Source organism: Trueperella sp. (genome assembly GCF_043424875.1).
Classification (GTDB): domain Bacteria; phylum Actinomycetota; class Actinomycetes; order Actinomycetales; family Actinomycetaceae; genus Trueperella.
In genome coordinates this window covers 20,731-33,590 of record NZ_JBHWPL010000067.1, presented here as the reverse complement: position 1 = coordinate 33,590, position 12,860 = coordinate 20,731, and the positions used below count along the sequence as shown (strand labels likewise).

General features: G+C 63.6%; 13 protein-coding genes. 7 read left to right on the top strand and 6 right to left on the bottom strand.

The genetic code is table 11. From position 1 onward, the window contains the following. The 3 genes from ACHFFR_RS06390 to groL all read left to right on the top strand — a co-directional run. On the top strand, positions 1-193 hold a 193-nt coding region (locus ACHFFR_RS06390), incomplete at its 5' end, for a DUF3263 domain-containing protein (RefSeq protein WP_394263434.1). Positions 194-239: 46 nt separating this feature from the next. Further along, entirely contained in the window at positions 240-872 is a 633-nt protein-coding gene (locus tag ACHFFR_RS06385) for a LytR C-terminal domain-containing protein (RefSeq protein ID WP_394263433.1), read from the top strand. A 271-nt stretch (positions 873-1,143) separates the two neighbouring features. After that, on the top strand, positions 1,144-2,769 hold the full coding sequence (groL, locus tag ACHFFR_RS06380) for a chaperonin GroEL (protein WP_394263432.1): 1,626 nt from the start codon (positions 1,144-1,146) through the stop codon (positions 2,767-2,769). Between the two features lie 75 nt (positions 2,770-2,844). On the opposite strand, the gene ACHFFR_RS06375 is transcribed toward groL, so the two are convergent. Further along, complete coding sequence (locus ACHFFR_RS06375; protein WP_394263431.1) at positions 2,845-3,960, bottom strand: hypothetical protein; 1,116 nt, start codon at positions 3,958-3,960, stop codon at positions 2,845-2,847. A 103-nt stretch (positions 3,961-4,063) separates the two neighbouring features. Between ACHFFR_RS06375 and ACHFFR_RS06370 the strand changes: the two genes are divergently transcribed. After that, positions 4,064-4,849, top strand: a complete 786-nt coding sequence (locus tag ACHFFR_RS06370) for an SDR family NAD(P)-dependent oxidoreductase (protein WP_394263430.1) — start codon at positions 4,064-4,066, stop codon at positions 4,847-4,849. Continuing rightward, positions 4,846-5,556: a lysophospholipid acyltransferase family protein gene (locus ACHFFR_RS06365; protein WP_394263429.1), complete on the top strand. Its 711-nt coding sequence runs from the start codon at positions 4,846-4,848 to the stop codon at positions 5,554-5,556. The genes ACHFFR_RS06370 and ACHFFR_RS06365 overlap by 4 nt, the downstream gene beginning before the upstream one ends. 98 nt (positions 5,557-5,654) lie before the next feature. Here the strand turns inward: ACHFFR_RS06365 and ACHFFR_RS06360 are convergent, their stop codons facing one another. The 5 genes from ACHFFR_RS06360 to ACHFFR_RS06340 form a co-directional block, all read right to left on the bottom strand. Beyond that, positions 5,655-7,130, bottom strand: a complete 1,476-nt coding sequence (locus ACHFFR_RS06360; RefSeq protein WP_394263428.1) for an ATP-binding protein — start codon at positions 7,128-7,130, stop codon at positions 5,655-5,657. Positions 7,131-7,168: 38 nt separating this feature from the next. Further along, positions 7,169-7,918, bottom strand: coding sequence for a response regulator transcription factor (locus ACHFFR_RS06355; RefSeq protein WP_394263427.1), 750 nt, complete (start codon positions 7,916-7,918; stop codon positions 7,169-7,171). Positions 7,919-7,991: 73 nt separating this feature from the next. Next, positions 7,992-8,588 carry a nuclease gene (locus ACHFFR_RS06350; RefSeq protein WP_394263426.1) on the bottom strand — a complete coding sequence of 199 codons (597 nt, stop codon included), beginning with the start codon at positions 8,586-8,588 and terminating at the stop codon, positions 7,992-7,994. A gap of 140 nt (positions 8,589-8,728) precedes the next feature. Further along, positions 8,729-9,484, bottom strand: coding sequence for a PspA/IM30 family protein (locus ACHFFR_RS06345; RefSeq protein WP_394263425.1), 756 nt, complete (start codon positions 9,482-9,484; stop codon positions 8,729-8,731). 71 nt (positions 9,485-9,555) lie between these two features. Continuing rightward, entirely contained in the window at positions 9,556-11,502 is a 1,947-nt protein-coding gene (locus tag ACHFFR_RS06340; protein ID WP_394263424.1) for a TPM domain-containing protein, read from the bottom strand. A gap of 202 nt (positions 11,503-11,704) precedes the next feature. Here ACHFFR_RS06340 and ACHFFR_RS06335 point away from each other — a divergent pair, with 202 nt between their 5' ends. Together ACHFFR_RS06335 and ACHFFR_RS06330 are read left to right on the top strand one after the other, a co-directional pair. Continuing rightward, entirely contained in the window at positions 11,705-12,079 is a 375-nt protein-coding gene (locus ACHFFR_RS06335) for a cold-shock protein (protein ID WP_394263423.1), read from the top strand. After that, positions 12,072-12,854 carry a DUF3027 domain-containing protein gene (locus ACHFFR_RS06330; protein ID WP_394263422.1) on the top strand — a complete coding sequence of 261 codons (783 nt, stop codon included), beginning with the start codon at positions 12,072-12,074 and terminating at the stop codon, positions 12,852-12,854. The genes ACHFFR_RS06335 and ACHFFR_RS06330 overlap by 8 nt, the downstream gene beginning before the upstream one ends. Positions 12,855-12,860 lie beyond the last annotated feature (6 nt).

Genomic DNA, 12,860 nt, shown 5'->3' with positions numbered 1-12,860 from the left:
GTGGTGGCACCACGGAAAGACCCGCGATCAGGCGATTCGGCGAGTGATGAAGATGAGCCCGCTGAAGTATCACCTCCTGCTCACGCACCTGCTGGATTCGGAGAGGTTGTGGCGTGCCGATCCCGTGCTCGTGGATCGGCTTCGCAGGTTACGCGATCGGCGCCTTGAGGAGAGACGGGGAACCGTGCACTAACCGCGTGGAATCTCGCATTCCGCGCCATTAGCGGTAGGCTAGGGCCGTGGCTGAAAATTATCCTGAAGACGAATTTGACCGGCTGGCTGCTGAGCGCACCACAACCGGTGCCCACAGGCGTCCATCTAACGCGCGCCCGTGGCTTCTTGCGCTATTGGCCGTGCTCATCCTCGCCCCGATCGTGGGTATTTTGCTCGGCAACGCGATGTCTGGCAGCGACGCGGAGACGACGCCGGATGCCACCGAGCAGACAACCGCTCCCGTCGATGGCGAGGACGCCGCGGGCACGCAAGGCGAGGACGTCGCTGGTGCGGACGGCCCCGACGGCGCCGACTCAACTGACGCGGCCACGGTCGAGCCGACGGAGGAGCCAGAGCCCACTGACGAGCCGGTCGCTGTGCCGGACATGAACCACCAAATTCTCGTCCTCAACGGCCGGGGCACAGCCGGATTCGCTGGCGAAAATCAGGCGGTCTTGCAGGATCATGGCTTCGGCAACGTCCTTGTTGCCGACTATCAGGGCGGCGCAGAGCCCGCCGAGTCCACGATTTACTACTCCGCGCCCGAATACGAAGGCACAGCGCAAGCGGCGGCCGAGGCGCTCGGCGTCGCGAACGTCGTCGAAAACGCGGATCTTGCCGGCGCATATCAGGTGTCGATCGTCGCTGTCATGCGTTAGCGGCCGGATTCGTCGCACGAGCCTTAGCCCGCTAAAGTTGATAGACATCGACTCAATCTTTTGCCATCGGTGAAACTCACTTCCTAATCCGTGGCGCCAATTTGCACTCTCCGAGTTCGAGTGCCAGAATCTTAACTGGCACTCTCGAGGTGAGAGTGATAATTGTGCAGTCGATGAGGCGTGCAAGGGGCCGGGACATGAACGGTCAGGCGCACACCGTCCGTCGCGGGCATCGGCTGGAAGACCACTTTCGTGGAGGAATTAGATACGCATGGCAAAGATTATTCACTTTGATGAAGAAGCGCGCCGCGGTATGGAGCGAGGCCTCGACATGCTCGCCAACACCGTCAAGGTAACGCTTGGCCCCAAGGGCCGCAACGTCGTCCTGGACAAGGCATGGGGTGCACCGTCGATCACGAACGACGGCGTCTCGATCGCCAAGGAGATTGAGCTCGAGGATCCGTTCGAGTCGATCGGCGCAGAGCTGGTCAAGGAAGTCGCTAAGAAGACCGACGACGTCGCAGGTGACGGCACGACCACCGCAACCGTTCTCGCGCAGGCACTCGTCAAGGAAGGCCTGCGCAACGTCGTTGCCGGCGCCAACCCGATCGCGCTTCGCCGTGGCATTGACGTGGCCGTGGCCGCAGTCGTCAAGCAGCTGCTCGAGGACGCCAAGGAAATCGAGACCACCGAAGAGATCGCCGCAACCGCAGCAATCTCCGCGGGCGACAAGGAGATCGGCGAACTCATCGCCGAGGCACTCGACAAGGTTGGCAAGGAAGGTGTTGTGACCGTTGAAGAGTCCAACACGTTCGGCACCGAGCTCGAGCTCACCGAGGGCATGTCCTTCGACAAGGGTTACCTCTCCCCGTACTTCGTGACCGACGCCGAGCGCCAGGAAGTCGTGCTCGAGGATGCGTACATCCTGCTCGTCGAGTCGAAGATCTCGAACATGAAGGATCTGCTGCCGCTGCTCGAAAAGGTCATGCAGACCAGCAAGCCGCTCGTCATCATTGCTGAGGACATCGAGGGCGAGGCGCTCGCAACGCTCGTCGTCAACAAGATCCGTGGCATCTTCAAGTCCGCCGCCGTCAAGGCTCCGGGCTTCGGCGACCGCCGCAAGGAAATGCTTCAGGACATGGCCGTTCTCACGGGTGGCCAGGTCATCTCCGAGACCGTCGGCCTCAAGCTCGAAAACGCCGACATCTCGATGCTCGGCCAGGCTCGCAAGGTCGTCATGACCAAGGATTCGACCACGATCGTCGACGGCGCAGGGACCAAGGACGACATCGATGGTCGCGTCTCGGTCATCAAGACCCAGATCGAGAACTCCACCTCGGATTACGACCGCGAGAAGCTCCAGGAGCGCCTCGCCAAGCTCGCAGGCGGCGTGGCCGTCATCAAGTCGGGTGCGGCAACGGAGGTCGAGCTCAAGGAGCGCAAGCAGCGCATCGAAGATGCCGTGCTCAACGCTAAGGCTGCTATTGAAGAAGGCATCGTCGCCGGTGGCGGCGTGGCACTCCTTCAGGCCGCTGACAAGGCATTCGAGAACCTCGGTCTCGAGGGCGACGAGGCAACGGGCGCAAACATCGTCCGCTACGCCGTCGAATCGCCGCTGAAGCAGATCGCTGAGAACGCTGGCCTTGAGGGCGGCGTCGTTGCAGAGAAGGTTCGCTCGCTCCCGGCGGGCGAGGGCCTGAACGCCGCAACCGGCGATTACGTTGATCTTCTCTCGGCCGGCATCGCCGACCCGGTCAAGGTCACCCGCTCAGCACTCCAGAACGCAGCGTCGATCGCAGGTCTGTTCCTCACCACTGAGGCAGTCGTTGCGAACAAGCCGGAGCCGGCTGGCGGCGCCGATGACGCCGCAGCTGCTGCGGCAGGCGGCATGTTCTAAGCCACCTCTTCCGGGCACAGCCCGGCGAAAGGCCCGGGGTACACCACATGGCGTACCCCGGGCCTTTGGCGTGAGTTAGTCGACGAGCCCCGAGGGGACGTCATCGTCTTCGTCGGCCTTGGGAGCGGCGTCCGGAGCGGTAGCCTCGTAAGTGGTGTTCTCGATCGAGAGGTCTTGGCTATCGGGGTCCTCGGTGTCGCGGCCCTCGTTGTCGGGAGCCCTGCCCGTGGCCTTTTCGCGGGCGCGCTCCGTTCGTTCGCGCGAGGCGCGCGCGACGTCGTCCCTGCGCGCCTGCTTCGCCTCCTCCGGGGTCAACACCTTGGTCGGCGACCCCGGCTCGAGGTCCGCCGAGGGCTCCTCCAGCGATGATCCGCCGTACACGGCTTGTGACGGCGCCACATTCGGCCGGCTCACCCGTTCGGCGTCGTCGGCCTCGGGCGCCAATGCCTCGGCGGGCTGCGCAGGCTCGCCAGCCGGCTGGTCCGGCTCAAGCTCCGCGGTTAGCCGCGCCTTTTCAGACTCGAGGTTTTGCCGGGCGGCATCCTCCCAGTCGGCGGCCAGCGGCGTCGCGAATAACCTCTTGCGCTGCAACAGGCGGGTGACGATCTCGAGGCGTGCGGCTACGAAATCACGTGCGGGGATGTGAGCGTATTCCTCGCGTACGGTGGCCATGTAGGTGCGGTACTTTTGCGGCTGGTTCGCTAGGAAGCCCAGGTGGGCGTCGGCGAGCACGTGCAGATCCATGTCCTCCGCCTCGAAAACGCCGTTGTCTTGCACCGGCACCGCGTGCTGCCGCATACCGGCGATGAGGTTGGACACCTGCTCCACAACCGCATCCGGAATCCCGAGCCCGCGGAAGATCTCTGAACTTACGCGCGCAGACTCGGCGCGGTCCTCACCGCCGTTGCGCGTGTAGGCAACCTGATCACGCGTGCTGAACATACACCCGTGCCCCCAGGCGGCCAGCCGCACCACGTCGGCGTTGTGTGCCTCCGGTGCGAGCCTGTCAACGCGAGTGAGCAGGTCGAATAGGTGGCGCGTATCGTGAAAGCGACGCTCCGGCGTCGACCATAATTCAATAAACTCCGCGCACGCCTGCTCAATCTGCGCGCGCGAGGAGGTCGCACCCACCGCGGACGCGGATCGCACAAAGGATTGTGTGACCCACGCGGGCACTTCTATTCGAGACATCTCACTCCATCAGTTCGAGGACTGCCGCGATTCTACCTAGAATGGCTATTATCTAAATCGTAGGACTTTCCCATCGCTTTCTCAGCGGACGAACGTAGGACATATGGCTGATTTCTCACCTTTGCATGGTCGCGCACTGATCACCGGTGGCTCCTCGGGCCTTGGCCTCACGTTTGCGCGCCACCTTGCGCGCCGCGGCCTCGATCTCGTCCTGGCTGCCCGCAACCCGGAGCGCCTTGACGAAACGGCCCGCGAGCTACGCGAACTCGGCGTGGACGTGGAGGTTCTGCCAGCCGATTTGAGCACCGACGACGGCGTGCAGGCAGTCGCCGAACGCGTCGGCTCCACGGATTCCCCGATTAACGTCCTTGTGAACAACGCCGGCGCCGGGCTGTATACGCGCATGGCGACGGCGGACGCGACCGCCCTGCTGGCCGGCACGCAGCTCATGGCTCTCGCGCCGATGGTCATCGGCGGCGCGGCCGCTGCCGCGATGAAAGAGCGCGGCGAGGGCGTCATCATCAATACGTCGTCGATGGCTGGCGCGGCCCCGATGGGCGCGTACTCTGCGATCAAGTCATTTATCCGAGTCTGGTCCGATTCGCTCGCGATCGAGGTTGGCAAGCACGGCGTTCAGGTCGTGTCGTTCATCCCCGGATGGGTGCGCACCGAGTTCCACGAGCGATCCGGGGTGGCGACGTCGTCGATCCCAAGCTGGCTGTGGCTGGACGCCGACCGCGTCGTGGCCGAATGCCTTGAAGACGTGGACAAGGGCAAGACCACCTCGACCCCGTCGAAGCGTTTTAAAGCCATCGGCTTCCTCGCTCGGCACCTGCCCGCTCCCGTGATTGCAGCAGCCGTGAAGAAGCTAAATAAGGGACGTCGATGAGCGAACTTCATCCGCTCGACGACTACCATTCGGAGTCGAAAAAGAAGACGCGCCGCGGGGTGCGGAAGTTTTTGACGCGTCCGGTGATCAAGAGCCTGCTCAACACGAGCGTGTCCGGGCGGGAGAACGTCGAGGGCCTCGATGGTGCATACATCGTGGTGGGCAACCATTCCTCGCATCTCGATGCGCCCATGGTCTTCACCCTGCTGCCAGACCACATGACCGACCGGCTCGCCACGGGCGCGGCGGCCGACTATTTCTACCGCAAGCCCACGGTGTCGAAGCTGACCTCGGTGTTCTTCAACACCTATCCCATCGAGCGCAAGTCCAACTCGCGAGATCCGAACGCCGGGCGCGCGAAGGGCATGACCTCGCGGCTTCTTCGTGACGGCATCCCGATCCTCATTTTTCCGGAGGGCACGCGCTCGCGCGACGGCGAGCTGGGCGAGTTCAAGACCGGCGCCGCAGCGCTCGCCATCAAGTTTGATATCCCGATCGTCCCGCTCGCCATGAGCGGCGGACACGACGCGATGCCCGTGGGCGCCGTATTGCCGACGCCGAATCGCCCGCCGGTCAGCATGTACATCGGCGCCCCTATGAAGGCCCTCGACGACGAAAGTGTGGATGACTTCATGGGCCGAGTTCGCCGCCAGATCATCGAGATGCTCGATCAGGGCACCGCGAACCCTGAGCTTCCCGGCGAATAAGCGTCGGCTCTTCGCGCCGCGGCTGCTGGGGTTCTGCTGGGGTTCTGGAAGCGCGGTGTTATCGCCCGATGACGCTGCGTTGTCGCCTGCGGGCGTACTTATCTCGGGCCGTCGTCGGGCTCGGTGCCCGCGTCCGTGTGCACGCCGGGGAATTCGAGTCGAATTGTCAGGCCGCCGCCCGGGGTCTCGTGCACGGATGCCTGCCCGTCGTGGATCGCCATGATCGCGGAGACGATCGCGAGCCCGAGGCCCGATCCGCCGCTGACGCGCGAGCGCGAGGCATCCGTCCTGTAGAAGCGCTCGAAAAGGCGCTCGGATTCTTCGGGTGAGATGCCCGGGCCGTGGTCGCGAACCTCGACGACGCCGACGTCCGGCCTCTCCGGATCCACCCCGACAGCCACCTCGAGCGGCGTCCCCTCGGGCGTATGCGTGAGCACGTTCGACATGAGGTTCGTGATGACCTGCGTGACCTTTTCCTGATCGGCTGTCACGACGACGGCGGTCGGCTCGCCGCCGTCGAGCCCGATGACGTCCGCGGGCCAGTCCGGGGCGCGCACGTGGAAATCTTGGACGGTGTTGAGCGCGGTGGTGGCCAGATCCACCGACTGCATGTGGATCTTGCGGCGCTCGTCCAGGCGGGCGAGCTGGAGCAGATCGTCAACGAGGTGCGCCATGCGCTCGGACTCGGACTCGATGCGGGACATGGCGAGCTCAACGCCGTCGTCGGGAACGCCGCCGAGGCGATACAGCTCGGCGTAGCCGCGAATAGTGGCGAGCGGGGTGCGAAGCTCGTGCGAGGCGTCGGAGACGAACTGGCGCATGCGCTTTTCCGAGGCCGCCTGAGCGTCGAAGGACTCCTCGACTCGGGAGAGCATGCGATTAATGGACTCGCCGAGCAGCGCAACCTCAGAGCCGTCCGTGCCGGTGGGCACGCGAACCGAGAGATTTCGGGCGGCGACCTCGTGGGTGGCTCGCTCGATGTCTCGCAGGCCCGTCAGCGATTGGTCGACCAGCAGGTAGGCGGCGAGCGCGCCGAGCACGAGGGTGATGAGCACCAGGGTGGCGAGCGCGCCCGCGAGGTTACGTACCGTCTCCTCGATGGGCTCCAGCGGGAGCCCGATCACCACCGAGCCCACCGAGGTCAGATTCGTGGGGGAGTAGGTGAGATCCGCGGTAATAATGCGCCACTCTTGATCCTCGAGCGTGGACGGCACGGTAAACGGCGCGGATGTGGGGCGCTGGGCGAGCTCTGCCGGATTGGCGGGCGAGCCGTTCTCCTCCGCAATGATCGGGTTGACGACCGTGAATTGGGTAGCGGACTCGGTCTCGTACGGATTGTTATAGGTGATGTAGAGGAAGAACTCGTTCGGCAACACCTGAGACTGGGAATCGTCGAGGAGCTGCTCGATCGTCACCGTGGCCATCGTCCGGCCTGATGACCGCAGGTTCCGATCTGTCTCGTCGATGAGGGAGCCGCGCAGGGTCACCGTGGCGAGCCAGGAAATCGTGATGAGCACGAACGCCATGAGCACCATGAAGGCAAAGACGATGCGGACAGAAAGAGTCCGCCACACCTTCGGTGTGGGCCGGTGATCTCGAAAATGCGTGGCTGTCATTTTGCTCGCCGGAGCACGTATCCAATCCCGCGCTTGGTGTGGATGAGTGGCTCAAGCGCGGCCGCTTCCTCGGGGTCGGTGATGCCGAGGGCCTCCGCACTATCGATCTTACGGCGCAGATAGGAGATGTAGGACTCGACGATCGACGCCTCGCCCTCCCAGTTGTAATCCCACACGTGCTCGAGGATCTGGATCTTGGAGACCACACGCTCGGCGTTGATGAGCAGGTAGCGCAGCAGCTGGTACTCGGTGGGGGAAAGCTCCACGTCTCGCCCGGCCCGGCGCACCTCGTAGGAGTCCTCATCCATTTCGAGGTCGTGGTAACGCAGGATCTCCGTCTCGTTCATCTCGGGCGCGGTGCGGCGCAAGATCGCGTGAATGCGAGCCACGACCTCTTCGAGCGAGAACGGCTTGGTGACGTAATCATCGGCGCCGACCTCGAGGCCACGCACGCGATCTTGCACGTCGTCTTTCGCCGTCAGGAATAGCACAGGAAGGTTCGGTTCACGCTCGCGCAGTTCGGCGAGAACTTCGAATCCGTCCATGTCGGGGAGCATGATGTCGAGCACCACGAGGTCGGCTTGAAAGTCGCGCTCCACACGGATCGCCTCGGCGCCATCTTGGGCGGTGGCAACATCGAATCCGGCGAAGCGTAATGATGCCGAGAGGAGCTCGCGAATGGTGGGCTCGTCGTCGACCACCAAAATCTTTGCCTCGGGCTTATCGTTTCCTAGCTGTGCGACCATACGTCAATCTTGCCCCAAAAATGGGCGCGGCGATAACTCGTCCGCAAGAAAACGGAACCCAGCCTGCGAAAGCCTAGAGGTAGACCACCGGATCGAAATCGCGCAGATCGATCGGGTAGATGCGGTGGAGCATCTGGTTGAACGCGCCGACGTCGTATTCCAAGTCAACGATCTTCAGCCCGCGGTCCTCGAGCTCGGCCAGCTGCGCCGAGAGGTACTCGCGGAAGCAGATGATCGCAACGCGGTGGCCGGCGTCGAGCAGGCTCGACAGGTGCGGAAGGTAGTCGACGTCGTGGGAGGCAATGACGATATCCGCGCCCGGGCGCGACTCTTGAATGGCCGTCAACGTCTTTTGAATGCCCGCGTCCACGATCTTCACGTGCGGCTCCTCGGAGGTCAGGAGAATGGGCTGCCAGCCGATGGCAAGTAGCGCCTGCACGAAGGTCATGGCCGTGCGCTGCTTGGCGTTGAGGAAGAACAGGCCCGATGCGGCGCGCTCGTCGCACGTCGTGCACTCATCCGAGTCGGCGGCCTGCGGCTCATCCTCCGCCCATGGATCGTACTTCAGGACGCGATCCCAGCGTGGGCGTTCTTCTGGGTGTGGTGCGCGCTTGAGGATGTTCACCCCGAGGGTGGCATCAATATTCTCGCCGTCGATGAGCAGATACATACGTGGAGTCTAGCCTAATTCGGACAAAAGACCGCCCCGATTAGGAGTTTCTCTCAAATTGAGACTGAGATCTTTCCCAACCGGGGCGGTCCGTGCGTGTATACCTCTGGCCAGCATGGTTACTGGATCAGGGTGCGCGTTTAGTAATCGGTGAATTCCCGGCCCTCGATGGCCTTGGGCTCCTCACCGGACTGAAGGGCGGCAAGGCGCGCCTCCACTTCCGTCGTTTCCGTGGAGGACTCAAGCTCGGCGAACTGCTCGTCCAGCGACGACGCGGCGACCTCGGCGCGGCCCGCGGCGATAGCTTCCTGGCGGCGCACGCGATCCTCGAAGCGCGAGAGCTCGGAGGTCGGGTCGAGGACGTTGATCGAGCCGATGGCGTCCTGAACGCGGTTCTGCGCCTCGGCGGACTTCTGACGAGCAACGAGCTGGTCGCGCTTGTTCTTGAGCTCGTCGAGCTTGCCGCGCATGACGTTGAGGCCATCCTTGAGCTTGTCAACGACTTCCTGCTGCGAGGTGATCATCGGCTCGGCAGCGCGTGCCTCACCCTCGTACTGGATCTGACGCTCGAGAGCCACGCGTGCGAGGTTGTCGAACTTGCCAGCGCCCTCCTCGTTGCCCGACTCGCGCATCTCCTTCGCCTTGTTCACGGCGGCCTGAGCCTTCTGGCCCCACTCGCGCGCCGAGGAGATGTCCTCGTTGTAGTCAGCCTCCGCAAGGCGCAGGTTGCCGACGGTCACGGCCACGGCGTCCTCAGCCTCGGCGATGGAATTCGTGTAGTCACGAACCATCTGATCGAGCATCTTCTGGGGATCTTCCGCGCGGTCGATCAGCGCGTTGATGTTGGCCTTTGCCAACTGGGAGATACGTCCAAGGATGGACTGCTTTTCTGCCATGAGAGTGACCTTTCTGATTGATTTACTCTTGTTGGTAGATGAACAAAACTAACGACGCCGGCCGGTAGCGGCTAGAAACCGCGACGCCCTCCGGTGGCTCCGCCGCCTCCGCCGAAGCTTCTGCCTCCACCGAAGCCTCCGCCGAAGCCGCCTCGAGAGCGGCCGCTTGAGCCGCCAAAGCCACCGCTCATTCCGCCGAGGATCATGCCGCGGGCGAGGCCGCCGATGATTGATCCGGCCATCGCGCCCGCGAAGGAATCATCGCCGGAGGAGCGGTATCGGCCTGAGCCGTAGGGGCCGTTGCGGTAGGACTGATCGATGTCATTGAAGACGGCTTGGCGTGCCCGGTTAGCCGCCTGGCGTGCAGAGACGTAGAGGCGAATCTTTTCCTGAGGATCGGACAGTGCGTTCGCTGCTGCGTAATCGCTCTCGGCGCGAGAGAGCTGTTCGCGTGCACCGGAGCGGGTGGATGAGCGGTAGCGCGAGATGGCCTGATCGGCCTCCCGGATCGAAGTTGCGGCGAGGCCGCGTGCGCGTTCGGCGTCGAGTTCCAACTTCTTGCGATTCTCATCGGCCTGGCGGAAGGGTTCGAGCGCAAGGTCGATATTCGTCTCGGCGTCGTGAAGCTCCTCTGCTATGCGGAAGGGATCGGTCTGGCCAGCGTTCGCGCGGCGAACAACCTCTTCGGCCGTCACGCGCAGCGGGGTCACCGAGGCATCATCGGCCGCCAGACGGTTCGCGTCCGCGATGTCGGAGGAGAGGGACTCGATCTGCTTGGCTACCTCCTGCTGCTTTTCTTCGAGCACGCGCGGAGCGTCAAGAACGGTCTCATTGAGCTGCGACGCCTGATTCAGCGTTCCCTCGGCCATGCGAATGTAGGGCACGGCTCCGTTGCGATCGTCAGCCTCGAGCTCCTCGCGTGCGGCCGTGAGCGATTCTTCGGTGGCCTGAAGCAGGTGAGCGACCTGATCGGGGTAGGTGCGCAGAGTCTCGAGCGCCGAGGCCGGGTAGTTGACCTCAAGGTTCTTCAGCGTGCGACGGCCAAGATCGGAACGGCCGGCGATTTCGCTCATGCGCGTCTCGATCTCCGCCACCTTAGAATCCGCGTTCGCCGCGAGATCGCGTAGCTGCGAGAACTGCTTCGTGTGCTCGGCAAGCGCCTCCTGAGCGGTGGTGACGAGCTCGCTGATCTTCGCAGCCATCGACTCCTTCTGCTTGGGAGTCTCCGGCTTGACGTCGTGAAGCTGCCCGTGAATCTGGAAAGCCTCTTGAGTCGCCTCTCGCGCGGTGACGAGGGTCTTTTGGAAATCCTGGGTGGCCTCGAGGCCGAACTCGGCTCGGGCAAACTCAAGCTCGGCGGTTGCCGCCCGCACCTCGTCGTCAGTCTCAAGGAGCTCGCTGGAGGCTATCTGAACCTTCTTGTCAGCGCTTGACTCGAGTTCGGCTGCGCTGCGGCGCTTGCGCAGGGTCGAGACGCCGGCCGCGCCACCTGCGACGGCGAGGGCGCCTCCGCCAACGGCCAGCCACGGGAAGGGCTCGGGTCCGCCGACAACCGGGTTGTCGCCGCCGACCACGGCCTCGACGTTCTGTGCGAACGAGAGGAGGCCCTCGTCCCAGTTGCCCGCGCTGAACATCTCCATGACCTCGTCGGTCAGTGCCTTGTCGATCGTCGTGTGTGAGACCCCGGGCGCGGAGCCAGGTGCGTGCCAGCCAACCTCGGAGTTTTCAATCGAGACCACAAACACGCCATCGTGACGCTCGAGGCCGGACGTCGAATGTGTGTCGACCGCCCACTCCTGCACGCCCTTGCCGTCGGTATTATCAACCGTGACGATCCACAGGTCGTCGCCGGGGATGGCATCGAGGGCCGACTCGATCTCGGCGTCGTTACTTGCGATGTCGGCGTCGTCGGTAAAGTTCGACTCGAGATCCATCGGCGGCGCAGCGAGCGCGGTGGATGGCATGAGCACGGCACCGAGTGCGAAAAGGCCAGCGGCGGCAAGGTGAGTCTTCTTCAATAGAACCTCCAGACGACGGGCACGCGTGTGGCATGCAACATCAAGATACCAAGATTGAAAGTTGGACATCCGATTTCTGCGCCTTTGGCGTAGTGGAGCGCTCCCCGCGGTCAGGATGTGAGACGGAAGGCGATGGAACACCCCGCGCCAGAAAGTGCCATAATAGGGGGAGTATTTCAATAGTTATGAAAGAGAGCGTCAGGTGCCTACTGGAAAGGTGAAGTTCTTCGACGACAAGAAGGGCTTCGGTTTTATTTCCGGCGACGACGGTCAGGAAGTCTACCTTCCGGCCAGTTCCGTGCCGATCGGCGCACGTCTGCGCCCGGGAACTCGCGTCGAGTACGGAGTTGGTGAAACCCGCCGCGGCCCGGCCGCGTTGCAGGTGACGGTTGTTGAGAAGCAGAAGTCGCTGGCGGCAGCCAATCGCCGCTCGCCTGAAGATTTGGTTCCGATCATTGAGGATCTGATCAAGATTCTCGATTCGGCTTCCACGTCGCTTCGCCGCGGGCGCTATCCCGACGGCGGCCCGCGTATTGCCCAAGCCCTGCGAGCGCTCGCTGAGGATTTTGATGTCTAATCGAATTAACCCCACCCAGAACATCACCAAGGAAAAGACCCTCGCGAAGGCCGTGGACGTGGCCTACGAGGCGCTTCAGGACGTGGCCCACACGTCGAGCGTCGGTGATCATGCTGGTGTGGTGCAAGAAGGCGACCGGGTGGTCACCCACGCCTTTACCTGCCTGCTACCCGGCTACACGGGCTGGTTCTGGACGGTCACGCTCTCGCGCGTGCCGCACGGGCGCACCCCGAAGGTCGATGAGGTCTCGCTCCTGCCCGGCCCGGACGCCCTCCTCGCGCCCGATTGGGTGCCGTGGGCTGAGCGCGTGCGCCCGGGGGACGTCAGCGGAACGGACCGTCTGCCCTACCAGCCAGACGATGCGAACCTGCAGGCCAACGACGATCCGGACCTCGACGAGGGCTTTGAAGCCACCGGCGTGGACGCCGATCATATTGCCGAGTTTGAGATGGGCCTCGGGCGCCCCCGCGTGCTGTCCGATCAGGGCCGCACGGCCGCGTTCAAGCGCTGGTACGAGGGTGACGGCGGCCCGAAGAATCAGGCCACTCGCGCGGCCAAGGCCAACTGCTCCACGTGCGGATACCTCATGCATATGGGCGGATCTGCGCGCCAGCTCTTTGGCGTATGCGCAAACGAATGGTCCGCGTTTGACGGTCAGGTGGTCTCGCTTGACCACGGCTGTGGCGCCCATTCCGAAACCGACGTGACGCCGCAGGGTAAGGTCTGGGATCAGACGGATCCCGTACTCGACGACATGGACATCATCGAGGACTAAGCCACT